18 protein-coding genes are annotated in these 25,309 nt (G+C 55.9%); 9 read left to right on the top strand and 9 right to left on the bottom strand.

Annotated elements, in window-relative coordinates:
- Nucleotide 1 precedes the first annotated feature (1 nt).
- The 4 genes from VFA76_13660 to VFA76_13645 all read left to right on the top strand — a co-directional run bounded on the left by VFA76_13660 (nucleotide 2) and on the right by VFA76_13645 (nucleotide 5,698).
- Complete coding sequence (locus VFA76_13660) at nucleotides 2–2,758, top strand: response regulator (protein ID HZR32886.1); 2,757 nt, start codon at nucleotides 2–4, stop codon at nucleotides 2,756–2,758.
- Complete coding sequence (locus tag VFA76_13655) at nucleotides 2,755–3,366, top strand: response regulator transcription factor (protein ID HZR32885.1); 612 nt, start codon at nucleotides 2,755–2,757, stop codon at nucleotides 3,364–3,366. The genes VFA76_13660 and VFA76_13655 overlap by 4 nt, the downstream gene beginning before the upstream one ends.
- A complete protein-coding gene (locus VFA76_13650; protein HZR32884.1) occupies nucleotides 3,363–4,391 on the top strand; it encodes a diguanylate cyclase in 1,029 nt (342 codons plus the stop codon). Before VFA76_13655 ends, VFA76_13650 begins: the two co-directional genes overlap by 4 nt.
- Nucleotides 4,392–4,720: 329 nt before the next feature.
- Nucleotides 4,721–5,698 carry a redoxin family protein gene (locus VFA76_13645; protein ID HZR32883.1) on the top strand — a complete coding sequence of 326 codons (978 nt, stop codon included), beginning with the start codon at nucleotides 4,721–4,723 and terminating at the stop codon, nucleotides 5,696–5,698.
- A 134-nt stretch (nucleotides 5,699–5,832) separates the two neighbouring features.
- Here the strand turns inward: VFA76_13645 and VFA76_13640 are convergent, their stop codons facing one another.
- Complete coding sequence (locus tag VFA76_13640; GenBank protein HZR32882.1) at nucleotides 5,833–6,267, bottom strand: NlpC/P60 family protein; 435 nt, start codon at nucleotides 6,265–6,267, stop codon at nucleotides 5,833–5,835.
- 451 nt (nucleotides 6,268–6,718) lie between these two features.
- Between VFA76_13640 and VFA76_13635 the strand changes: the two genes are divergently transcribed.
- Nucleotides 6,719–7,474, top strand: a complete 756-nt coding sequence (locus tag VFA76_13635; protein HZR32881.1) for an HAD family hydrolase — start codon at nucleotides 6,719–6,721, stop codon at nucleotides 7,472–7,474.
- A 60-nt stretch (nucleotides 7,475–7,534) separates the two neighbouring features.
- On the opposite strand, the gene VFA76_13630 is transcribed toward VFA76_13635, so the two are convergent.
- From VFA76_13630 to VFA76_13605, 6 genes are read right to left on the bottom strand one after another with little or no spacing between them, the layout of a single operon-like run.
- A complete protein-coding gene (locus tag VFA76_13630) occupies nucleotides 7,535–8,713 on the bottom strand; it encodes a lactonase family protein (protein HZR32880.1) in 1,179 nt (392 codons plus the stop codon).
- Nucleotides 8,714–8,718: 5 nt separating this feature from the next.
- Nucleotides 8,719–10,131, bottom strand: coding sequence for a hypothetical protein (locus VFA76_13625; GenBank protein HZR32879.1), 1,413 nt, complete (start codon nucleotides 10,129–10,131; stop codon nucleotides 8,719–8,721).
- 30 nt (nucleotides 10,132–10,161) lie between these two features.
- Nucleotides 10,162–11,205 carry an FAD:protein FMN transferase gene (locus tag VFA76_13620; protein ID HZR32878.1) on the bottom strand — a complete coding sequence of 348 codons (1,044 nt, stop codon included), beginning with the start codon at nucleotides 11,203–11,205 and terminating at the stop codon, nucleotides 10,162–10,164.
- Nucleotides 11,192–11,551, bottom strand: a complete 360-nt coding sequence (locus tag VFA76_13615) for a PQQ-binding-like beta-propeller repeat protein (protein ID HZR32877.1) — start codon at nucleotides 11,549–11,551, stop codon at nucleotides 11,192–11,194. The genes VFA76_13620 and VFA76_13615 overlap by 14 nt, the downstream gene beginning before the upstream one ends.
- Nucleotides 11,517–12,230: a PQQ-binding-like beta-propeller repeat protein gene (locus VFA76_13610; GenBank protein ID HZR32876.1), complete on the bottom strand. Its 714-nt coding sequence runs from the start codon at nucleotides 12,228–12,230 to the stop codon at nucleotides 11,517–11,519. Before VFA76_13610 ends, VFA76_13615 begins: the two co-directional genes overlap by 35 nt.
- A 17-nt stretch (nucleotides 12,231–12,247) precedes the next feature.
- Nucleotides 12,248–13,417: a DUF362 domain-containing protein gene (locus VFA76_13605; GenBank protein ID HZR32875.1), complete on the bottom strand. Its 1,170-nt coding sequence runs from the start codon at nucleotides 13,415–13,417 to the stop codon at nucleotides 12,248–12,250.
- 200 nt (nucleotides 13,418–13,617) lie between these two features.
- Between VFA76_13605 and VFA76_13600 the strand changes: the two genes are divergently transcribed.
- Genes VFA76_13600 through VFA76_13590 form a run of 3 tightly spaced genes read left to right on the top strand, consistent with a single transcriptional unit; the run spans nucleotide 13,618 to nucleotide 19,540 of the window.
- A complete protein-coding gene (locus tag VFA76_13600) occupies nucleotides 13,618–14,976 on the top strand; it encodes an amidohydrolase/deacetylase family metallohydrolase (protein HZR32874.1) in 1,359 nt (452 codons plus the stop codon).
- Nucleotides 14,977–15,019: 43 nt separating this feature from the next.
- A complete protein-coding gene (locus VFA76_13595) occupies nucleotides 15,020–16,288 on the top strand; it encodes an aminotransferase class V-fold PLP-dependent enzyme (GenBank protein HZR32873.1) in 1,269 nt (422 codons plus the stop codon).
- A gap of 15 nt (nucleotides 16,289–16,303) precedes the next feature.
- A complete protein-coding gene (locus VFA76_13590; GenBank protein HZR32872.1) occupies nucleotides 16,304–19,540 on the top strand; it encodes a DUF5107 domain-containing protein in 3,237 nt (1,078 codons plus the stop codon).
- Between the two features lie 8 nt (nucleotides 19,541–19,548).
- Here the strand turns inward: VFA76_13590 and VFA76_13585 are convergent, their stop codons facing one another.
- Together VFA76_13585 and VFA76_13580 are read right to left on the bottom strand one after the other, a co-directional pair.
- On the bottom strand, nucleotides 19,549–20,352 hold the full coding sequence (locus VFA76_13585) for a tetratricopeptide repeat protein (protein ID HZR32871.1): 804 nt from the start codon (nucleotides 20,350–20,352) through the stop codon (nucleotides 19,549–19,551).
- Nucleotides 20,353–20,599: 247 nt separating this feature from the next.
- Nucleotides 20,600–24,115, bottom strand: a complete 3,516-nt coding sequence (locus tag VFA76_13580) for a TonB-dependent receptor (protein ID HZR32870.1) — start codon at nucleotides 24,113–24,115, stop codon at nucleotides 20,600–20,602.
- A 354-nt stretch (nucleotides 24,116–24,469) separates the two neighbouring features.
- On the opposite strand from VFA76_13580, the gene VFA76_13575 reads away from it, so the two are divergent.
- A complete protein-coding gene (locus VFA76_13575) occupies nucleotides 24,470–25,192 on the top strand; it encodes a GntR family transcriptional regulator (protein HZR32869.1) in 723 nt (240 codons plus the stop codon).
- Nucleotides 25,193–25,309: the final 117 nt, after the last annotated feature.

The following is a 25,309-nucleotide window of genomic DNA, read 5'->3' as shown; positions in this document are numbered from 1 at the left end:
CATGCGACGCTTCCGTGATGTTTCGATCAGCGCCAAACTGACGACCATTATTATGGCGATCAGTAGTGTCACTTTGCTTCTGGGATGTCTGGGCGTGGGAATATACGACCTGCTTGATCTACGCCGCAGCATGGCCAATGACGCCACTATTTTGGCGGGCATTATAGGCAGCAACAGCACGGCTGCGCTCAGCTTTAATGACGCCAAAGCGGCGGAAGAAGTGTTGTCTGGATTGCGTGCCGAGCCGCACATAGTTTCGGCTTGCATCTTTACCGCCAAAGGCGAGCCTTTTGCCCTCTACAGTCGTCACGCCGGTGTCGGTTTTCGCTGTCCTTTGAATCTGCAACCGGATGGCAGTGCTTTTCATGATCAACGTCTGTTGGAATTCCAGACGATTCGCCTGGGCGGAGAGAAACTGGGGACGGTCTACATCGAATCCGACCTGGGTGAGCTATGGACGCGCCGAAATCGTTATGCGGCCATTGTTAGCGGTGTGCTGGGAGTGTGCCTGATCCTGGCTTTTATATTGGGATCGCGCTTGCAGCGCGTGGTCTCCGGCCCCATTCTGGCGCTGGTGGGCACGACCCGCTCGATTTCTCAAGCAAAAAACTATTCTTTACGCGCGGAGGGTCGCGGGGAGGACGAACTCGGGACGCTGATTACCGCCTTCAACCAGATGCTGGATGAGATCCAGTCGCGAGACCAGGAACTGCAACAGCACCGCGACAACCTGGAAGAGCAGGTCATGGTCCGCACTTCTGAACTACAGGCTGTCAATACGCAGTTGATGGTGGCCAAAGATGCGGCAGAGAGCTCCAACCGCGCCAAGAGCGACTTCCTCGCCAACATGAGTCATGAGATACGCACCCCTATCAATGGGGTCATGGGCATGACCGAGTTGGCGCTGGAAACTGATCTGACTGCGGAACAGCGCGAGTACCTCACCATTGTCAAGAGCTCCGGAGATGCCCTGTTGACGGTGATCAACGACATTCTCGATTTCTCCAAGATCGAGTCCGGTAAGCTGGACATGGAAGCCATTGATTTCGATCTCCAGGACTGCATTGCCGAGACCTTGCGGCCACTAGCTCTTCGCGCCGCCCAGAAAAACCTTGAATTGGTATACCGGATCGATGCCAACGTACCCGACTTTTTGGTGGGTGACCCGGGACGACTGCGGCAGATTGTCACCAACCTGGTGAACAACGCAATAAAGTTCACGGAAAAAGGCGAAATAGTTCTGGAAATAAAAGAGTCGGGCCGGGCGGAACAGAGCATGGAAATGCAAGTCCAGGTCAGCGATACGGGCATCGGTATCCCGGCTGAGAAACGCGGACAGCTCTTTGAGGCGTTTGTGCAGGCGGACAACAGCATTCGTCGCAAATACGGAGGCACGGGACTGGGCCTGGCCATCTGCGTTCGCCTGGTGACTTTGATGAAGGGCCGTATCTGGCTGCAGAGCGAGGAGGGGGTTGGCAGCACATTTTGTTTCACTGCCCACTTCGGGCTGTCGAAGGTGCGGCGGGCTGACCTGAACAAGACGGCGGACCTGCGAGGTACGTCAGTTCTCATCGTTGACGACAACGAAACCAACCGCAGAATTCTGCTTGAATACGCACGGGGCTGGGAGATGCACCCGGTGGCCGTGCCGGGGGTGAAGCCAGCTCTCGACGCCTTGCGTGCGGGACTCACCAAGGGCGAGCCATTTCGGATCGTCCTGAGTGACGTATGTATGCCGGTATTCGATGGATTCGAGCTCGCGAAACGTATCCGGGCTGAGCCCGCGCTCGCGCAAGTAGTGGTGATGATGCTGACTTCGGAGGGACAACGAGGTGACGCACTGCGGTGCCGTGAACTGGGGATTTCCGCATATCTGGTAAAACCCATCCGCCGCTCAGAACTGCATCTGGCGATGCAGCTTGCGGTCATGGCGCGCTCACAGGCGGAGCCGCTTCCGCTGGTGACGCGACACACATTGCGTGAAGGCAAACGCAAGCTACGGATTCTGCTGGTGGAAGACAATGCGGTCAATCAGAAGTTGATGGTTCGTGTACTGGAAAAAATGGGGCACGTGACCACCATCGCCAACAACGGGAAAGAGGCCCTCGACCTCTCCGCAGCGGAGCAGTTCGACCTGGCGTTCATGGATATGCAGATGCCGCAGATGGACGGACTCACGTCGACGCAAGAAATACGGCGCCGCGAGCAGTCCTCGGGTGCTCATCTACCCATTGTTGCTATGACTGCGAACGCCCTGAAGGGCGACCGCGAGCGCTGTCTGGAGGTCGGTATGGATGGATATATCTCGAAACCGATAAGCCTGGAACGAGTACAAGAAGAACTTGATCGGTTCTGCGGAACCGAGCCTCCGGTTGTGGCACCGGCGGTAGAGGCGGCGCCCGCAATCGCAGGGCCGCCGATCTGGTCGCGTGAGACGGCCCTAAAACGGGTGGGCGGCGACGAAGAGTTGCTGCGGGAGATCACCGGCATCTTCCTGCGGGAATATCCAAAGACCCTGGTCAATCTGCGCAACGCTGTGGCCGCGCGCAATTACGCAGTCGCCCGCGAGGCCGAGCACACATTGAAGGGCGAAGCCAGTTGCTTGGCGGCGGAGGCCACCCTGGCGCAAGTGGAACGCTTACGGCAGGACCTGAAAGCCGAGGATGCTGCAGCCGTGGATGAGGCGCTGCGACTTCTTGAGGTTGAATTGGCGCGCTTGGAGCCTGAGCTCAAGCAACTGCTCGAGGTGCCCGTGTGAAGGTGCTGATCGCAGATGATGATCCGGTGTATTGCCGAATGTTTAGCGCACTGCTAGGCCGCGAGTACGAGCTGGTGTTCGCGAACGACGGCGGTGAAGCGTGGGATTTCTTAAATGAAAATCCATTACTGCGGTTGGCAATCCTTGATTGGCAAATGCCCATATTCACCGGGGTGGAGCTTTGCAAGAAGATACGTTCTGTTCCGGAACTGGAGAATATTTACCTCTTGATCGCCACCGCCAGAAACGACCTGGATGATGTAGTGACCGGATTTAACGCCGGGGCCAACGACTTTGTCGTAAAACCTTTCCATGCACAGGAGTTGCTGGCACGGGTGCGGGTTGGGCAGCGCATCGTGGAGTTGCAAACCGCCCTCTCTGGTCAGGTGCAAGAACTGAAAACTGCTCTCGCCAAAGTCAATCAGCTTCAGGGGCTGCTACCTATTTGTTCCTACTGCAAGCGTATCCGCGATGACAATGACTACTGGCAGCAGCTGGAAACTTACTTCGGCGAGCACTCAGCCGCGATTTTCAGCCATGGTATTTGTCCTGACTGTTACGAAAAATTCATGCTACCTGAGATCAGGGAACTGAGGAGTAAGCAATGACGGTGTCCGACATTCATGGCGGAACTGCTGCCCCGTTTGAAAAGACTGACGAAAAAGCCGTTTCCGTTCTGGTGGCGGAAGACGATCCTATGTTCCGCGCCATGTTGACAATGTGGCTGGGACGCTGGGGGTATTACCCGCTGATAACCACGACTGGAACCCAGGCATGGGAGATATTGGAAGCACCCGGCGCGCCCAAGCTGGCAATTTTTGATTGGATGATGCCGGGGATGGATGGGCCTGAGCTGTGCCGCCGACTGCGGAGTCGTGGGGCCTCGCATTACACCTACGTGCTCCTGTTGACAGCCAAGACCGACAAACACGACCTGGTTGCGGGTCTGCAGGCAGGCGCGGATGATTTCCTGACCAAGCCCTTCGACGCTAATGAGCTGCAAGCCCGGCTTCGCGCCGGACGTCGCATCTTGCAACTGCAAGAAAACCTGATCGCTGCCCAAGACCACCTGCGCTTTCAAGCTACCCACGATCCATTAACGGGAATATGGAACCGGGCGGGGATACTGGACTTTCTGAATCGAGAGCTGTCGCGGATCAGCCGTGTTCCGCATGCGCTCAGTGTGATGATGGCAGACATAGATCACTTCAAGGGAATTAACGACACATACGGCCACGAGATTGGAGATGTAGTGCTGTGTGATGTGGCCAAGCGGTTGCAAGGCGCGGTACGCGCCTACGACGCAGCTGGGCGCCACGGGGGAGAGGAGTTCTTAATTATATCGCCGGAGTTGGACGCCAAGGGTCTGCCGAACTTTGCCGAACGGCTGCGGACGCGCATCGCGGGTACGCCGGTGTTTACTTCAGCCGGACCCATTCGTGTGACCGTAAGCATAGGAGCGTCCGCTCTGAATGACAATGAATCAGGAATGATCACAGCCGACGCGCTTTTGCGCGCAGCTGATACTGCCTTGTACAAAGCCAAAGCGGAAGGCCGCAACTGTGTTCGCCTCGCCGCGACCAGAGCTGCTGTGCCCGTCTTGCAAACCCAGGCGAAAACCGCCGGCGCATAGTGACTGCGTTCTAGCCCCGTGAAGTGCATCTCCCAGTCGTTTCTATTCCTGAACCGATTCCTCACCTCTTTCCAGAGTTCTCGTTGTTTGCCGCACCACGAACTGGAAGTCGGATGCACAAAGGGCAACTCTGCCCATTAAAACTAGCCTCCTATGGAACGGCGTTGCCGTAAATGCCATTGTTTTGTAAATGGGAGGTTCCGCTGTTCTCAAGCTAGAACGGAATAACAAACACTATTGACAGCATGGAGTGGTCGGCAGTATGTTTCGCCACTGCTGCTGCAGGCGGGATAGACAAAGACAGCGCCCCGGGAGGTCCAGTCGTGAGCATGCGAGCAAGAGTTGCCGCGTTAACCCTTATCTTCGTGACGACCCCCTTGATGGCTGCTGAAAAGAGTGGCTTTGAAGAGAAAGTCAATCAAGGGCTGGCGGAGCTTAAGTCAGGGAACTTCAAACAGGCGATTTCCGATTTGAAAGCAGCCAATAAACTGAAAGACCAAAAATGCGATGTCTGTTATGTCGCTATGGCCGCGGCCTACCTGCATATGCGTGAGTTCAACAACGTGTTAGAGAACTGCAACAAAGCCATTTCTTGCACTTCGGTACCGAACTACAAGGCGCAGGCCCATAAATTGTGGGGCGACGCCCTTATGCAGTCGGCCGACAATAAGAAGAAGATGGACCAGGCACTGGAGGAATATCGCCGTGCCGAGCAGGCGGATGGCAATTACGCGCGGGCCCATTTGGATTTAGGGTTGGCGCTTCTAAGGAACTCACAAGACGCTGAAGGCACAAAGGAATTGGCCAGGTTCCTGGAATTGGAGCCTTCTGGAGCAGGGGCAGATCTGGCACGAAAACTTATTGCCAATCCCGATCGGGGCCGGCAAAACTATGCTCCGGAATTTGAAGCTACTACCGCCAGTGGGGAGAAGATTGCCCTCGCTGGCTTTGCGGGCAAGGTAGTGGTGCTGGATTTTTGGGCAACTTGGTGTCCGCCTTGCCGCGAGTCGGTGTCCCAAATCAAGGAGTTGTTAAAGAAGTACCCGCGCGAGAGGCTGGAGGTCATCAGTATCAGCGCTGACTCTGATGAAAAGAGGTGGCGCGACTTCATTGCGAAAAAGGAGATGGAGTGGCCGCAAATTTTGGACAATGGGCATGGCTTGAGCGATTCATTCGGGGTACGCGGTTTCCCGACCTACGTGGTGGTTGACGGAAAAGGCGTAATCCGACGCGTGATCGTGGGCGAAAATCCTCAGCAGACAATCGTCGCACTATTGAAATCGGAGTTGGCGAAGCTGATGGAATGATCGCAGTGTGAATCGGGCGGTTGCTCTCAACCAGCTGGGGCCGGGACGTCTACCTTTGCCGCCCAATAGGCTTGGCATAACGGAGAGCCAGGCTTCCGCATTAGACAAACGCCAGGTTGAGCGCACGAACGAACTCAGTGCGCGTGGGCTTCTGTCGCGTAATCGCGAGGAGGTAAGACATACCGGTAAAAACGGGGATGTCCTCTTTTTCTCCAGTAGGGGGAGTCATAACGTTCAACTCCCTTTCCTGTGCGCAACGCACTGTAGAAGGCGTGCTGCGCTGGATTGACCATGATTCCGACGTGACCTTTCCATGCGACAATGTCCCCGGGCTGCGGATAAGCAACCGGTTCGAAAGCGTCAAAGCCTGCGTACAACACCGAAGAAGGGGAGTATGCGTAATCAAAACCGGCAGCCTGGTAAATGGCGTGCACCAGGTGGGAGCAATCCAGATGCTTGCGATGATGATGGCCATATTCAAGGGCCGCCGCGATTACTGATAATCCCTGGTCAAAAGCGAGTGGTTGGCCACTTGAGCTCGAGCGTTCTGAACTTTCTGGGAGAGTCACTGGAGACTGGGTGTTCGGAGAGGCTTGAGGGAGCGCCTCCTGAGCGTGCAAGCCCGCCAAAACTAAGAATAGCGAAATGCCAATCTTGAATATGCCGCGCATCCGGAAATTGGATGCAAGCTTTGAACTCCGTGCTGGTCGGCTGTTTCGGCAAAAACTTTGCGGCAGTAGTGCAAATCAGGGCAGACTTCGGAATGGTCAGTTTGAAATTCAGTCATCAACCCCCCTCTTGTAGGGCTTGAAGCATCTATCGTGCTCCCCAGATGAAGAAAAACAAGGGTGGCATCGAAGTAAGGCCTCTAATTCCATTAACCCGAGAAAAGGCGATTGCGAAAACAATCACCGAACGGTGAGGGTATCTACTACTTTGGACTAGGACGTAAGCTTGCGAGCTTCATTTGAGGCAATGGCATCTCACTAGACTCATCAGTAACTTCTGCACGCACACCGAATGTCGTGGCGTTTGCAGGATAGGTTTCAAATCATGACTCTACCGGCAAGATCTTCCGCTCAAAAAAATCGGCCAACATCGAGTAGCCAAACACCGGCATTTGTTTTCGATCTGGATGGAACGCTAATTGACAGCGTTTACCAGCACGTCCTAGCGTGGCGGGAGGCACTCGAAGGCCTTGGACTTTCATTAGCTGTCTGGCGAATTCACCGGAAAATAGGCATGAGCGGGGGCCTGCTGGCGCATGCTCTGGCGCGGGAAATTGGTCACCGCGTGAGCCCGAAACAGGCAAAGGAACTACAGCAGCGGCATGCCATGGCTTACGCTCGTTATCGCGGCGATATTCAGCCGCTGCCGGGATCCTGTGAACTGCTGCGCCAGCTCAGCAAGTCAGGGGTCCGATACGCAATTGCGACCAGCGGACGTTTGGAGAGTGCAAAGCCCAGCTTGGATCGACTGGGCGTCGAACCCAAGATTCCGGTGATAACACGAGACCAGGTCGAACGGGCGAAGCCCGATCCGGATTTATTTATTGCGGCGGCTGATCGGTTGCGGGTTCCTATCCAACACGCGATTGTAGTTGGCGATAGTGTTTGGGACCTGTTGGCCGCGCGCCGGGCCGGCACTCTAGGCGTCGGACTACTTTCTGGGGGCTATGGAGAAGAAGAACTCCAACAGGCTGGGGCTTACCGTGTTTATCAGGATCCCGCCGATCTACTGGCACACCTCGATGAGGTTGGAGTGCGCACCCTGTAGGTAAGAGAACGCGCGTAAGGCCTCGGACGTTCCAAAAGTCTTGTCCGAGTACCCCGCCAGCTACTGGACGGCTAAGAATTTCAGACAGACTGGCGCCGGTGCTTCGATAACTTTGCTGGTGGCGGTTAGATGGCCAGTCCTCGGATCAATTCGGAAAATGACAATGTTGTTGGACTCCTGATTGGCCGCAAACAAATAGGCGCCGCTGGGGTCTATGGCAAAATTGCGGGGCGTCTTGCCACCGGTCGGAACAGTTTCGAGGAGTGCGAGCTTGCCCGACTTGGGATTGATCCTGAACACGGCGATGCTGTCGGGCCCGCGCGTTGAAGCATAGAGAAACTTTCCTGAAGGGTGCGCTTCGATTTCAGCAGCGTCACTGTGGCCGGTAAAGCCTTTCGGCAGCGCCGAAATACTCTGCAGTTTGCTGAACCTGCCATGCTTCGCATCGTATGAAAAACCGGTGACAGAGGAAGACATTTCATTGATCACATACGCGAACCTGCCGCTGGGATGGAAGGCGAAGTGACGTGAACCCACCCCGGGTTCGACCTTGGCGAAGGGTGGATGGTTCGGCGCCAATGTCCCGTTGATTGGGTCGTAGCGGTAAACGAGCAGCTCATCCAAGCCCAGATCCGTCGCAACCCCAAAGCGATTATCAGGCGAGAGCTCAATGGAGTGGGCGTGAGGGGCTTCCTGGCGTTCGGGATCAACGCCGTGTCCCGTATGTTGCACAACTGCTGACACTTCGCCAAGGCGGCCGTCCGCAAGTACAGGAAAAACAGCCACACTGCCGGAATCGTAATTCGCGACAAGAACATGCTTGCCAGTTTTATCGAGCGTGATGTAGCAGGGGCCCGCACCACGCGACGAAACTTGGTTCAAGAGAGCCAACCTGCCGGTTTTCGGATCAATGGCGAAAGAGCTGACGGCACCCGTCTTCTGGCCTTGGTACTCCGAGGTTTCATTGACCGCGTAAAGAAACCGATGATTTGCAGCAATGGCGAGAAACGACGGGCTTGTGGTCTCCGCGATGAGATTTACCGAACTTGCTTGACCTGTCGCTGGATCGAAGTGGAAGCCGTAAATTCCTTTGCTGGTTGGCCCGGTGTAGGTGCCGACAAAAACCTGGTAGGACGTGTTCGCAGTGCGCTTGTTTCCTGCCTGCGCAAACGGCGACAAGACGAGGAAAATAACAATTGCGAATATTGATGCGATCACCTGCCATCTGTGCATTCTCATGGGGTTCACCTTTGCGGAGTTGTGTCGGACCGGGGGGCTGTGGGCCGCAAATGGATACGGCCGGCAATCTTCAGTTCTGGGACAACAAATTCGGTGAAGCCGCCACGCTGCGTCGTTTTCAGTGACTGGCAGCAGCCGCGCTCCGGGCTGTCGTACTGAGCGCTGGAAAAAGATCCGGCAACCTGTACCTGTACATCGAGCGGCTCTTGGGCGTAATTGACGAGCTCCACGATTGTCTCGCGGCTGTCCGCCCTGCGGTACGGGACGGCAAGCGTAGTTAGTGCATTCCAGAGAGTGATCAGCATTTTGTTCCGATCCATTAAGCGGCGAACGTCCTGCGCAAAGATTTCGGGCTCGGTAATCGGACCGGAGAATTCAACGATGCGGCCCTTGCCGAATTCATACGCGACCGATCGCTTGCCGGTCCTGATAGGAGTGGCGGAGTGCCAGGGATATGCGCCACGCAAATTCACGAGGACCACATTCCGTCCTGAGGCTGCAAACTCGGCAATTGTCTTGCCTGCTTCCACATTCATTGGCGCGAATACCACGAGCATCTCCAGGCCATTGAGGTTGCGGGCTGTTAAATCTTCAGGGCGCAAAACGCGGAATGGAATGTTGTGGCGGGCCATCAGGTTGATGGCTTCGTAGTAGGTTTCCATATCGCTCATTACCGCGGCGACATTGGCTCGGGGCCGCGGCTGGTCGCCAGTATGTGAATAGAAGCTGATGTATTTCTTCACGCGATTCCATGTGGCCCAGGCGTGCTGGTCATTCCGCAGCAAGTCCTTCTGGAGTTTTTCGTGTAGATCCAAAACAAGATCGGCGTGAAATGCGCCCTGCTCCGCCACCGCCAGCGAGTAATCCTCCGCGCTGGGGCCTTGTTCACGCTGCAGCGGATCGGAGAGGTCCCAGTGGAAGCTATACACCGGAAGCTGGCCAGGGCGAAAAGTTTGGTCAAACCTCACGAGTGCAAGATTGGAATCAATCCACGGTTGAGCGGTAGGGCTGGAAACTTCCAGTATGCCCTCCCGTTTGGTGACGGTCTGCCCGCGCATGTCCGGCTGTTTTCCATTGGTATCGAGCAACAAAAATACGAGCTTGGGATAGCGTGAACGCAGAGCTCTGAGGCTCTCGTCCACTTGCGCCGGATCGGCCTCGCCGGGATCGAGGATGATCCCGCTGAGCCCGTTTTTAGTTACGGACTCTGCTGCCTCCGAAGCCTGTTTCAGGGAAACGTTCGTGTAAACGTGATAGCCATGATTACGGGCGCTTTCCATAAGCGCGGCAGACCTTGCGTCCGACGGAACTACGAGCTCGCGTACCCCCAGCGACTCGGCTGAAGGCACATCGGCAAGACTCCAGCGCACGAACACTCTGCCCCAGGCTGACAAGGCCAGCAGGAGATAAAGTAGCAAAAGCGTTATTTTCCAAAGGCGCATAGGTAGTTAGCGCAGACCTGCAGCTTCGCTTTTGCGAGTACCGTGCCTCATGCGGCCCAGCACAATCTGTGGCCCATTGCTGGCGGATTCTGTCTGACCATCCGCCGATATCCAGATCGCAGCCACTTCCGCGGTGTTCTTCACTACTCGCTTCCCCTCCTGCGGGCCCACCAGCAACAGAGTTGTCGAAAGAGCATCGGACGCCGTCGCGGTCTTGGCAACGACACTCACTGCGAAAGGCGTCTTTAACGGCTCGCCTTTCGGCGGATCAACAATGTGCCCTGCCGATCTTGCGCCAAGCAAGCTCGCCGGCGTTTGCTCAGAGGTGGAAACACTGTTATCCGTGAGCACGATCTGGGGATCGAGCCGCTGCGAAGGGTCGCGCAAATTTACCAGCCATCCTGGCTGGCCGGGAGAGCAGCCCATTCCGTAGATCGTGCTTCCTCCCGCGTTAATCAAGGCGTTGCGAATGCCATGGGCACGCAAAATGTCGGCTGCGCGGTCAACAGCATAACCTTTGCCGATTGCTCCCAGATCTATTTCCAGGCATTCAGAAAGAAACTCGATGCGATTGTCGGAAAGGAGCTGAATCTTTTCATACCCGATGCAAGTGCGAAGTTGTTGTTCCTCCGCCGTGGAAGGAGCAGGTTCGCCGCGCATTACCGCCTTCCAGCGGTTGACCAGCGGCCCCACCGTGATATCGAACTTGCCTCCGGAAAGTTTGGAATACTGCAAGGATTTCTCGATCGTGCGATACAAATCCGGCGGTACGGCTTCAGCGTGGAAGTGAGCGGCGCGGTTCAGGCGGCTCAAATCGCTCTCGGGTTTGTAATTGCTCATAATGTTGTCGAGATGAACGATCTCTTGAAACGCTAGCGCGATGGCCTCGGAGGCATGGGGCAAGGAAGTGTCGTAGGTCAAAATCTCAAACACCGTTCCCATGGCATATTTCTTTTTGTGAAGGGGAGTGGCGACATCTGAGGCGAGTGCTGAGAGCGTAAATAGCAGCAGGGCCGGGCCCATGATGAATCTGCTCTTACTCCAATGCATACACCTCTCCATCGCCACTGGTCAGATAGATCATGTCACGGGTCAGCACAGGGACTGACTGTACTGAACCACCCAGGCCTGCTCTCCACAACACGCGGCCAGAACCGGCGTCTAAAGCGAGGGTTCCGCCTGACTGGATACACACGAACCCATCCCCAAAGACCGGCGGAGCCGTTGCTACCTGGCCGACCTGCGTTTTCCAGCGCAACTGTCCGGTGGGGATGTCGAACGCGTAGAGATACCCATCTTTGCTCCCGACCACGGCAAGGTCGCCGGATGCTGCCGGCGATGATGCAATCCCCAAGCCAGTTTCATATTTCCAGCGCACCGCCCCAGTGGTTTGCATCGAGAGCGTAAAAGAAAAAATCCTCAGAGCCAATCAGGACCGCGTTGCCGACCACTGCCGGCGAAGAATCAATGCCGTTGCCGGTCGGAGTACTCCACAGGATTTTTCCGGATGCGAAGTCGAGACTGTAAACCTTGCCATCGCCGCAGCCGAAATAGAGTTGCTTATTGGTGGCGTAGGCGGTGGAATAGACGCGCCCAGGAAGGTCCTTTGTCCAGCGTAAACTGCCGGTGTGGGGATCCACCGCGTACATCCGCCCATCGGCGCTGCCGAAGAAAAGTATTCCATTATGCACAACCGGCGACGCCCAGACTTCTCCCGCGGTTACAACTTCCCAGGTTTTGTCGCCGGAGTCGCGATCAACGGCATAGACCTTTGCGTCGTCGCAACCGAACAGAACATTTTGCCCGCAAAAGGACGGCGTGGAATGGACCTGGTCCGCCACGCGAAATTCCCACTTTAGCCTCCCGCTTTGAGCATCAATGGCGTGGAGGCCTCCGCCCAGTGAAGTCACGTACAAAACTCCGCCACGCAGCAGGGGAGCAGAACGAATGGATTTGCCAACGCGGATTTGCCATTTGACCCGGCTTGGCGCGCGCGCACCACGGATCCCCTGTCCTCCGCTTCGCAGGTTGTCGTTAAGTAGCGTTGGCCAATCTGCCTCAGTGGGGGGAGACACTTTGGAGGAGTGCTGCATTACGCAGTGCCGAGTCCGATTCGACGATGTTCAATCTGTTTCGGGTCGGCAACACCTAAGCCGAGCTTTCCGGCGGCTGCGATGTGGCCCGGCCGCCGATAGAACAGATTCTTGTGCGGGTTGTGATAGAACTCCTCAGAATCTTCCGTGATGCTCTTGGGATCGTGGATCCAGACCGACGGCACCCCTTCTTTCTTCCGTTTTTTCTCGATCATCTCCAGTTCGACAGTGTCAATCGCAACCGGGTCGGTGCCGATCAGGAGAATGCCGGCCTGGTGAATGAAATCCTGGACCTGAGTGAGCGGCCCGCCGTGCCACACCTGGCGCATGCCGTCCATGATGTGCAATACAGCTTTCGAACGCAACGGCTCGACCGAGCACATGATGCCGATCAGGGGTTCGGTAAAGGAGTACGGTGCTCGATGGGAGCGAGCTACATTATTGAAAGTTCCGTAGCCCAGATTTTTCAAGCAACCGGTTACGCCCGCGGCGGAATGGTCCTTCATGGTGGGAACATTAATTATTTTTGTGACGCGGCGAGCCACAATACCGGCCATGTATGAACGCGTCTCCCACTCGCCGAAGAAATTTGCTTCACAGTAAACATTCGGATCGTAGCCGACTGTGCCCGAAAGGTCATCACGAATGCCCACCACGTTAACTTCCGTAGGAAGCAGGGTGTGGTAGCCGCCAATATCAAGTTGGTATGCGTAGCGGTCGTACACGGTGATGCTGCTGGCGGGGACGCCGACTGATTGCACGCCAGAAATAATCTCTCGCACGATTTCCGGCGACGAGCAGCACGCGGGCGTTCCAGAAGGATTGATTTTGATTCCGACAACATCTTTGGGCCCGATAAACTTTGCCCACGCTGCGGTAACTGAACTCTCGCCTGTGAGTTCTTTCATCCCCTGCTCAAGCATCTGGTGCACTACCGGTTGCGAGACGCGATTGCGCACAATCGAGGTGGGATTTGAAATTTCGACTACGCGCCCAGGAAACAATCCCGGCATTCCCAGTGGTGACGGTTTACCGTGCGGGAGCCCGTGAACCTCAATGGGAGGAGGCTTGGGGAGGGAGACCTCGCCTTGAACTGTCGGATCAAGCCCATGTAAGAACAGGCCGGCGCTTCCCCAGCACGCGCCCTTCACAAAGGTACGACGGTCCATTATGAGCTCCGAGCTAAAATGCGGGTGCGAGAAGAAGCCTAAGGCTACGCTACACTTCGTGAGTTTTTCAAGCGATAAGCAGTTGTTCTAGAACAACAATCAGGATATGGCCGCCCGGAATACTCCGCCAGGATCAAAGGATGACAATCTCGCCTCTGCTCCGATAAACTTGCGGTCTTCAAAATAAAAAAGAGGTCCGCATGCGGCAAAGGACGAAACTGGCTTTCGCGCTTTTACCACTTGCCGTCGCACTCGGCTGCTGCATTAGCGCGAATGCGCAGGCACCCCGTTACGATTTGCTGTTAAAGGGCGGTCACGTCATTGATCCCGCTAACCAATTGGATGGGCTGATGGATGTGGCCGTTTCTGGTGGAAAGATCGCTGCCGTGCAAAAGGAAATTCCGGCTGGTCAGGCTGGAAAAGTGGTGGACGTCTCGGGCCTCTACGTTACGCCAGGGTTGATTGATATTCACTTTCACGTGGGCCATGGTGGCGCGCCCATTAATTGGTTCTCCGCAGAGGCCCGCTCCCATGAGGCGCCACTCGGTCTGCCGGCCGACATTGCCTTGCAATCAGGCGTGACCACGGTAGTGGACGCGGGGACTTCGGGCGCCGATACCTTCGCTCTGGAAAAGGCGGAGATCATTGATCATGCCAAAGTACGAGTTTTGGCGTTCCTCAATATTGTTGCTAATGGCATGAATGGTGGATTGGAGCAGACGGTAGATCAGATGGATTCCAAGCGATGCGCTGAGACCATCCGGAAATATCCTGACATTCTTATAGGTGTCAAAACAGCGCATTACTGGACGGAGGATCCTTGGGATCCGGAACACACTCCCTGGGCTGCGGTGGACCGGGCAGAAGAATGCGCTAAAGCCGCCAACGTGCCCGTGATGTTCGACTTCTGGCCTCGTCCCCCGGAGAGGAGCTACGCCGAACTGATCCTCAAAAAAGCAAGGCCGGGCGACATCCATACGCACGTATTCGCACAGCAGTTTCCAATTATTCTTCCGGACGGCAAGCTGAACCCAATCATGACCGAAGCGCGTGCGCGCGGAGTCATTTTCGATGTTGGCCATGGGGCGGGCAGTTTCTGGTTCCGCAATGCAGTACCGGCGATGAAGCAGGGTTTTGTCCCGGATTCAATGTCCACCGATTTGCATACCGGGGACTACCGAGTTCTCAGCATGACCGAAGTGATGTCGAAGTTTCTTGCCATGGGCGTGCCATTGAATGATCTGATCAAACGATCCACGGTCAACCCAGCGCACGAGATTGGCAGGCCCGAACTAGGGTCGCTCTCCGTGGGGAGGGATGCAGACATTGCGGTCCTCGAGGAACTCCACGGGAATTTTGGCTACATTGATTGTGGTTACGCCCGAATGGATGGAAAGGTCAAGCTAGTGCCGCGCATGACGGTGCGGGCCGGCCGAATTGTGCACGATCCTTCAGGACTGAGCATGGTGCAATGGGACAAAGCGCGCCCGCAGTATTTCACTACACCGGCTCTGGGTAGTTCTCCAAAGGCAAAAGCGGATGATTATCCACGAGAATGAGGCTGCGCTTCGGGCGCCATTACGTTTAATAGTGGAGGATTAAATGGCGAAGACGTTCAGCCGTCGCAAGCTTCTGGGTACAGGTACTAAAGTGATCGTCGCAGGTGGCGCAGCACTCTGCGGTGGTTCGGCTCTGCACGCCAAAGACAAGGCGCGCGCCAGCACGAAAGCTGTGGACTACTACCAAAAGCTGGGGATAACGCCCTTCATCAACGCGGCTGGAACCTACACCATCCTTTCTGCTTCCACCATGCCCGACGAAGTCCAGGCCGCGATAGCGCAGGCTGCGCGGCAACCGGTCAACCTTGAAGAACTGCTCAATGCTTCGGGCGAATATCTGGCAAAGCGACTGAAATGTGAGGCCGCCCTGGTGACGTCGGGCGCGGCGGCGGCGCTTGTGGTTGGAACGGCCGCTTGCGTGACGGTAGGCAACAATTCGGCAATCGTCAGCATACCCACCGATATGAATGGGCTTAAAAACGCGGTCATCATCCAGAAGACGCATCGCTATGGATACGATCATGCCGTCCGAAATTCGGGAGTTCGCTTTGTGGAAGTTGAAACTCTCGACCAGTATCGGCAGGCTTTCACGGACAAGACCGTCATGGCCCACTTTTTTAATGCCGGTGAAGGTCAGATCAGCCGGGAAGATTGGGTACGTGTAGCTCACCAGCACGCGGTGCCTTGTTTCAATGATGCAGCGGCGGATGTTCCCCCAATCTCCAATCTTTGGAATTACACCCAGATGGGATTCGACTTGGTGACCTTCTCCGGCGGCAAAGGTCTGCGCGGGCCGCAATGTACAGGTTTGCTGCTGGGTAGAAAAGACCTGATCGAAGCAGCCCGAAAAAACAATTCGCCAAACTCGAACACCATCGGCCGCGGAATGAAAGTGGCGAAAGAGGAGATTGTAGGTCTGGTGGCTGCGGTGGATTGGTTCTTGAGTCAGGATGATGCCGCCATGGAAGCGGAGTTCCGCCGGCGCGCCGATCGGATCGCCGGGCGTTTGAAGACTTTGCCGACCATCGAGACTAAGATCTTTGTTCCTGCGGTTGCCAACCACGTTCCTCACCTACTTATTACCTACGACCAGAACAAGATCAAGATCACCGGCGCCGAAGTCATGCAGAAAATGCGCCAGGGAAATCCACGGATTGAGCTGAATCCCTCCACGGGTGGCCCTCCCGCCAGCGCCGGATTGCCGGGAGGCGCTAACACCATCGTCGTGGGTGTGTGGATGCTGCAACCCGGTGAAGACAGAATCGTTGCCCAGCGCCTTCACGACGTGTTGCGAGGCGCTCTGAGCACTTAGGTCGGGCATCACTCTATGAAATTGCAACGAAATCTCGCGGTTTTGTTCGTTGCTGTGGCTCTGGTTTGTCCTCTCTGGGCACAAACCTCTCCGGTTCGCGGATGGGAGGGCACAATCGAGCTGCCCACGTATCTTCTAGGCGAGGAAGATCCCAATCCGCCGTTTCAAATGAGCGACCGCCACGACGTATATCCATATACTATGCTCGACGATCTTACGGATCGTCGCGAGCCGAAAGCCTACCGCGCCATCTATCTCGAAAATGAGTTCCTCAAGGTCATCATCCTGCCTGAACTCGGCGGTCGTGTGTACTCGGTCTTCGACAAGGTAGCGCGGAGAGAAGTTTTCTATCGGAACCAGGTTGTGAAGTATGGATTGGTCGCGCTTCGCGGGGCGTGGATCTCCGGTGGGATCGAGTTCAATTTTCCCAACGGGCATACGATGGTGACCGTGTCACCGGTTGATTCGCAGCTTACGCACGAGAAAGACGGCAGCTCAACAGCGATTGTCGGCGGAACCGACCTGGTTACAGAGATGCATTGGGAGGTGGCACTCACTTTGCGTCCGGGGCGCGCCCGCCTGGAGCAGCATGTCACCCTTTTTAATGACACGCCGCTGCCGCAGCTTTATTGGTATTGGGCCAACGCGGGCGTGCCGGCGACCAAAGACATGCAATTCATCTATCCGATGCGAGAGGCCAATCCGCACTCGGAGACTGAGATCTGGAGCTACCCGGTGTGGAACGGGGTTGATTACAGCTGGTACAAGAACATCCGCCATCCCACCTCGCTGTTCGGAACCAAGGTGCAAAGAAGTTTCTTCGGCGCGTACTACCACGATTCAGACTACGGCGTGGTGCACGTTGCCGACTTCCATGAGGTACCAGGCAAGAAAATTTGGAGCTGGGGTACGGCGGATGATGGCTTGATCTGGACTGATCTCCTGACCGATGCCGACGGCCCCTACAACGAAATCCAGAGTGGCCGGTATGAGACACAGCTGAGCCAGGAATTTCTGTCGCCCAGGCGAGTGGAATCGTGGACTGAATATTGGTATCCGGTGCGCGGACTGGGCGGAGGCTTCGTGGAGGCCACGAATGAGCTTGCCTTGAACGTGAATTTTGGCGAAGTGAAGCCCTCACGGGTTGAGCTGGCCCTCTACCCGGTTGTCAACTTGCAAGGGGCGAAGCTGCGCGTCCGAGTGGGGGGACGATTGGTCCGCGAGGTCGCCCTCGGCAATCTGAAAGCGGGCAATGCAGCGAAATTGTCGGTGCCGGTCGCGAGTGTGGAGTCGGCAAAAAAAGAATTGGTAGTTGAAGTTAATGCTGAAAACGGCGACACGCTTCTGCGCTGGTCGGCTGTCGACCCGCTTGACGGCAACCCGGACTTTACTCCCGCTGCCGGAGTTCATCCCCCGAAGGAAGCCGGGCCGAATCAGCCGGTGGACGAGCTTTTTCTGCATGGGGTGCACGAAGAAAAGGAAGGGCGCACTGAAACAGCGGCCGGGATTTACAAAAAAGTTCTGGAGCGCGATGCGGGGCACGTTGGCGCGCTATTGAAACTTGCCTGGCGTGATTACCGTGCGGCCGACTTTGTTGCTGCCGAGAAACGGATCGCACGGGCCCTCGAGAGCGACAGCGCCGATCCCGGAATTTACTATGCTGCGGGTGTAATCCACCGTGGTTCAGGCCGGTGGACGCGGGCCGAGGAGGCCTTCTGGTCTGCCATCCAATTCGGTGGACCGCCTGCACCCTCGCTGACCCAGTTGGGCGAAATTGCTACTCATCAGAAGCGTTATGAAGAAGCGGCTCGGTTGCTGCGACAGGCCCTCCGCTACAACCCCGACGATGCACTCGCTCTTACTGAGCTCGCGGTAGCTCTACGTCTGGCTGGCAGGACCGAAGAGGCCCAACAAAGTGTGGGACGTGCGCTGGTTCTTGCGCCTCTCCTGCCCTTTGCGGTAGCGGAACAGGAACGACTCAGGAACACTTCCGGTGCTCGACGCCCACTAACGCTTCGCACTGGGACGGCTCTAATTCCGCACACCAGCGTTGAGACTTACCTGAGCGTAGCCGCCTGGTATCGCGATCTCGGCGACCTGGATCCTTCGAACGCGGTACTTGAATACGCGGCTCACACGTTTTCAGACTCTCCGCTGGTTAATGGCTATTTGGCTTCGAATGCCTGGAAGAGCGGGCATGATGAACAGGCGAAGGAGTTTGCCGCCAAGGCCGCAGCGGCGCCTTACTCGAAAGTCTTCCCCCATCGCCTTTCCGACGTTGAAGTGCTCAGCGAAACGTTGGCACATAATCCGAAAGACGCCCATGCACATTTTCTGCTCGGCAATTTTCTCTTTGCGAGAGGGCGTCACCAGAACGCCGCTGAATCCTGGGAAAGGGCGCGGGCAGCGGGATTCGACGATTCCGTTCTGGAGCGAAATCTTGGCTTCTGGGCCTGGCATGTGCGAGCAGATCGGCAAGCCGCAGCCGCGTCTTACGCCAAGGCAATCCAACTGGCGCCAAAGCAATATCGGCTCTATAACGACCTGGACCAGATTTATTCCGAACTCGGCGACAAAACGCAACGGGAAAGTCTGTACGCGAGCGCGCCAAAGGAAGTGCTGGATCGTGACACGGTGCGCCTGCGACGGGCTGTGCTGCTGATAGAGCAACACAATTCCGATGCAGCCCTTGCTCTGCTGAAGGACCATCGCTTTAAGCCGTGGGAAGGTGGCCAGAGTGCGCATGAGGTATATGTCCTGGGAGCCATCGAGCGCGGCCGGCAGGCCCTGGCAGGAAAAAACTACGAGCTCGCCGAACGGAGCTTTCGTGCAGCGCTGGAATATCCCGTGAACCTGGGCGTGGGCAAGCCCGATGGTGCGCAAGACCCTGAGGCCAATTACTGGCTTGGCGAGGCGCTGAGCGCGCAAGGGAACAAGGACGCGGCAATGCTGGCATGGCAAAGCGCAGCGAACGAAGCGGGAGCGGAAACGGGTGTGCCGAAATCGTTTCGCGCAGCGGCTCTGCTGCGGCTGGGTAAGCAGCAGGAAGCCGATAGAATTTTTGTCGAGTTGGAAAATGCCGCCAAGGCAGAAAGCGCAACCGCCAGTGAGCTCTGCGCTGCCGGATTAGCAGAGCGGCTAAAAGAGCACGACTCTGCTGCCGCGAGCTATTTTCAGCAAGCTTTACAGCGCGATCCCGGACATCTGCGTGCGCGGGTGGAGCTCGAGCACACCGCAATCACCAAGCGGTAGAGCCGGTCCTACTGAGGAGCTTCTGCAGCCGGCAGCGGTTGCGGTGCTTGCGAATCCCGCGCTGCTTGGGCGGCTGCAGCGGTTTTGCGGTGAAGCGCAAATTCCTCGGCAGCCTGCTCCTTCTGCCCGGCGCGGCTGTAGGCCATGGCGAGGTTGTAGTGGGTGGCTGGATTCTCAGGCTGCAGCTTGGCGGCGTTTTGCAGGGGAGGAATGGCCTCTGCATACTTCTTTACTGAGAGAAGTGACATACCCAATCCCAACGAAGCATCCGCAAACCCAGGGTCTAGCTTCGCGGCGCGAGAAAAATGTGCAATGGCATCGTCCCATTGTTGAGCCTGACGAGCCAATTCACCCAGAACATACTCAGCACCAGCATTCGATGGATCAATCTCCAGTTCCTGCTTGAATTCCTTCTTGGCGTCCTCAGCCATCGTAGGACCGGGATTCGGTTTGGAGAGCAGCAGCCTTCCCATTCGAAAGTGGATACCAGGAGCTCGGGGATTCTTTTCCAGAATCCAGCGATACTCCTTAGCGGCTTGATCCCACTCCCCGCGTACTTCGAGCGCCTCAGCATTTAGTTCATGCGCCTCGTAGGAATCAGGTGCATCTCGCGCCAGGGTTTGAGAGAACTTGGTAGAAAGGTCGGAATAGGCATGAATGGCAACGTACAAGACTTCGGGATCCCGAGGAAATTCGCGGGTCAGAGTCCGAAGGAAGTCCAATGCCTCCTCTGGTTGATGGACCGTCATGGCACAATGCACTCCATCGAGTCCCAGTCTACGTTTGAGGTCCTTGTCTGCAGGTTGCCGCATTGCGCTCTTCAACATTGGTAATGCTTGAGCGCAGTGACCACTTTCCGCGAGTTCGATGCTGCGCGAGGAGATCGGAGAATCGTCAGAACGCGACTTTTGTGCTGGCCGTGACTGTGCGGCGCAAGTCACACCGACCAAACACACCAGGAGCACGAGATCGGGGGGATTGGAGAGCCTGAGCATGCTTCATCTTAAATGAAAAATGACAGGCGCTTTGGGCGCCTGTCATTGTTTTCTTGCTACTGCATTAGAAATAGAACTTCAGCGCAAATTGGATGTTGCGTGGGTCTTGAGACGAGTTGACAAGCCCCATGTTCCCGCCAAGCGCCGTAGCCGGAGCATTGAGATTCGTGTGGTTAAAGGCGTTGACAAAATCGGTACGGAACTGAAGTCTCTTAGATTCCGTAATCAGGAAGTCTTTTTGCAGGCTCAAGTCGAGGTTTGCATATCCAGGACCGCGGATTGGGCCTTGCGCAGGACAATTTCCGAAGGTCCCCACCGCGGATGCTGAATATGGCGAGGGATCGAACCACTGGTACCCTATGAACGCGCCACTGCTGGTATCAAAAGCTGGCTTACGTCCAAAGGTGTGAGAGGGGCCGTTGCAGTTGGGGCGTAGGCCTCTGGATCCGGTTCCTGTGGGATCGTCGCCGAAATTGTACAGTGCCAGCGGGAAACCGGTATGCAGCGACAGGATGGGATTTATCGACCAGCCACCCGCAATCGCGTTGACCACTGGATTCGCGTTGTGTCCGAAGCGCTTTCCATGGCCGAAAGGTAGTTCGTACACAGCATAGGAACTCAGAACGTGCTTTGAGTCGTAGTAACACTCGGCCCAATCCGCACGCGGGTCATAGAGGTTCTGATAATAAGGGCTCGCTGGCGTGCTTTGAGTGGAGCCCCAGGTTCCATAGTATCCGCTGTTATCGGTCATGCACTTTGAGAACGTGTAGGCCACCTGATATTGCAGACCGCTGGAGTAGCGTTTCTGGAACACAGTCTGCAGTGCGTTGTATCTCATGCTCCCCACGGATGCGGTACCCGAGATTTGCGAGATATCGTTCTGCAAGGCAGTATTTCCCGACAAGAAGATGCTGGGGTCGGTACAAGGAGGGGCGTTGCATGGGCGTAGTCGCTTCTGGAGGTACGGCATGGGAACCATCAAGTGCGTCCCGTGCTGTCCTACATAACCGACCTGCAGCGTAGTGCTGTTGGTCAACTGGTGCTGAATAGTGAGGTTCCACTGGTCAGTAATTGCCGGTTGCACGTCCGGATCCCAAACGCGAATGAGCGCTTTTGCAAAGGGATCACCCGAAGGCGGCGGAACCAGGCCTTGCTCACTCGTGTGGACCACTTGAGTGCCATTAAACTGCTGCAGAAACTCAGCAGGACTGAACGGCGGATTGATGGGCAACCGCAAGTTGGTTCCCGTACCCTCCAGATAGGACGAAATAGAAAAGGCACCCCTAACGACTGTTTTCCCTCCCAGGGGCTGAGGTGTCCAGGCAAACCCAACTCGGGGCTGAAGGTCCTTCGGGCCATACGTGCCGTTGTAAAGGGCTCGGTTGCTGTTCTGGCATGAGAACGTAGTCAAACCCTTCAGCAGCGAGCAGTTTGGAGCGATGAGCTGCCCACCAATCAGCGTAAAGTTATCTTGACGATCATTTCTCTCCACCCAACCACCATGGGCTTCATAACGCAATCCGAGATTCAAAGTGAGGTTAGGACTGACTCGCCAGTCATCCTGCACATAACCGGCATAGATGTTGGCCCGCTGTCCCCAACCCCCACCTGACACACCGCGACCATAGCTGTTGGGCAAGCCGAGGAAGAAATCTGCGCCGCCGAATCCAGTGCCAGTTACAGTATTTTTTGGGTCATTGGAGGTAAAGTTCCCGCCATAGAAGATGCCGCCGAACTTCCCGTTGTTACCGCTATAAAAAGTGTTGATGCGATCACGCCAGAACTCGAACCCGGTGTGGATGACGTGCCGGCCACGAGTCAGCACAACCGCGTCTGACAACTGGATCACGGCATCGCGAAAGTTCTGCTCGATCCCGCTGGCGCCAATATTAGTTAGAGTTCCATTACCAGCTTGCGAAGGAGTTCCTCCGTTAAAACCGATTTCAAGGAGCCCTGGACCATTAGTGTTCGCATTAGCAATACCAAGCTGCTCGCCAAAATTACCAATCGCTGAAGGAAAACTTTGCCCGTTATGCAGCTTGACGTAATTAACTCCAACCCGAAGGTCATTGAGTAAGCTGGAGCTTACAGTGTGCGACCAATCAACCACCTCGTTGTGAATGGGCGCTTGTGAAAAGCCATCGCCAAAAAGTACGAACGAGTTAGTAGATGGATTCTCCTGGTTAGCATGCGAAAAGCGGCCAAAAATTTTGTCTTTGTCGGTGGCGTTGTAATCAATCTTGATGTCGTATTGATTGTTGTTGAAGGCCTGGCTTACGAGGTTGGTCGCATTTTCCGTAGAGTTGCCGTTGATAGGCTGCGGATAGAAAGCCGATGCAAACAGGTTTGCAGCAACACCATCCAGCATGCTTAAGGGAATCTGGTTGTTCAAGAACGGTTGGCGTACCGCCGCCGTTGCACAGGGGACGCCGCCAAAGCCTGTGCCTGGCTGGCAAGGATTATAAAGCTGGTGAGTTGGATTGCTGGTAAGGTTGCCGTTCGCGTCCGTAGCTCGATCGTTGCAGATGCCGGCCGTAAATCCAGAAGTACAAAGGCCCGAGAAATTCCCCTGCCGCTCCGCGGCGGTAAAAACGGTGATCAGGTTTGTTGATCCGGGATGATGGAACCGTTGTCCCTGGTAATCCCCGAAGAAGAACAGCTTGTTTTTTATGATCGGGCCACCAATCGTGCCGCCGAACATATTCCAGCGGAGGGAATCTCTGGGAGAAGCTTTTGCCGGCCCTTGGAATTTGTTCTCCCACTTGTTGGCATTGAGCACATCATTACGGAAATACTCCCAAAGATCACCGTGGAAACTGTTGGTTCCGGATTTGATGCTGGTGCTGACGATGCCGCCCTGGAAATTGCCGAACTCGGCGGACGCGTTGTTGGTGATCAGGTTGAATTCCTGAATAGCATCAGGCGCCGGAGTGTAACCGAGGAGGTTGTCGGAGACCTGATTGTTGTCCATCCCATCGAGGATGAAATTATTCGCTTGTTCACGGTTACCGTTGATGTAGGGCCTGGCTCCGCTGGCTGTGTTATCGCCATTGTTGAAGTTCGTAGGATCTGGCGATACGGAGCCCGGGGAGAGCAAAGTCAATTGCACGTAATTTCGTGTGGCCAGAGGTAGCCTATCCGCGGAGACTGAATCTATAACCGTGTTGACCTGTGTGGTTTCTGTTTGCAGTGCCGGGACGGCGCCTGTGACCTCCACCGTTTCCGTCACTTGGCCGATCTTGAGCTGCACGTCAATGCGGGCGGTCTGGTTAAGCACAAGCGTGAAAGGGGCATGCGCGGTTTTCTGGAAGCCGGGCGCTCCCACCGTCAATACATAGGTACCGATTGGAACTCGAGTCAAGTTGTAGGCACCGGTGCTGTTCGTCTTAGCGGTCAACACAGTCCCCCGTTCCGTGTCCTTGGCGCTCACGTCGGCACCCGGAACTGGCGCACCACTTGGATCTGTCACGGTCCCTACTATGGCCGCGGTCACGTCCTGGCTCCAGGCCGGCGACACACTGAGCAGCGCGGCTACTAACAACAGCACAAGCACGATCTTCTTCGACTGTAGCGTACCCATCACAAATCCTCCTGACGTTTCTCTGGCTGAAGACATTGAAGACGTGACGACACCTGGGGCTAGAAATACTGTTGGGGCATTGCTATATAGCATAAGAGGCGGCTCGGTCAAGAAAAAAATGAAAAAGCCGGGAAACCGCACTCCTCCCAGAAATTGAGTTATGAAAAATCGGAGAGAAGATGGGATTTCGGATGTGTTTTATCGTAGGTACCGGCCGACGCGAGGACGCACCCCGGTCTCATTACAATAGCTTTTTTCAAACGTTTGTTATATTAAGCTCTATAGCACCTGCCCAGGAATGCCCGCGAAAGCGACGGGCATGAATCACCGTCTTCAAATCGCTTGGGAGCTGTGATGGAAGAAATCCGTCCCAACGGGACGCCAGCCTACAAGAGAATCCAGGGCGCAATTCTTAAGCGCATTGAGGCCGGACAATTGAAGCCCGGAGATGCGGTGGATTCCGAACGGGAGCTGGCAAGAATTCACGGAGTGAGCCTAATGACCGCACGCCACGCCCTGGCGGGACTGGAAAGACAGGGCTTGGTCAGCCGACGGCGAGGTGCCGGAACTTTCGTAGCTCCTCCAAAAATTCATTTCAACAAGTTAATGAGTTTTACCGAACAGATGGCAGGCCGCAGCTTGCAGGCGCGCTCCAGAGTTCTCGCGCTGACCGAGATTGATAATGAGGATGAAATTGCAGCGCGCCTGGGCCTGCCGGCTGCTACCCGTCTTTTTAAACTGGAGCGGGTCCGGGAGGGAGCCAACGAACCGTTCGCGGTAGAAACCTGCTACTTACCCGCCGAGGAATTCGCCGATCTCACACAGGCCAAACTGGAGCGAGGCTCGCTCTTCTCTATTCTTGAGCAGGATCACGGAGTCAAGCTGGCTTACGCCGACGAGGAGATTGACGCCACATCCACCGGTCCTCGAGTAGCGTCATTATTAGGAATTGCCCGGGGACTGCCGCTGTTACGGATTCGCCAGGTTATCTACTCCACAGCAGGTAAACCTATAATCTACGTGCTCGGTCTTTACCGGTCTGACCGGCATAGACTATTGATCCGGAGATTCCGCTAGCGAAATCTTCACTGCATGCGTCTTGCAGAAGCATGCGGCACGTGCAGGGCATGCGCCAACCCCAATTTCCAAGTCGTTTGTGGCCGTCGAAGGTTCTGCAGTTGCTTTTGAGCGGTG

The organism is Terriglobales bacterium (genome assembly GCA_035651655.1).
Taxonomy (GTDB): Bacteria; Acidobacteriota; Terriglobia; order Terriglobales; family Acidobacteriaceae; genus DASRFG01.
This window is presented reverse-complemented; position numbering and strand designations above follow the sequence as displayed.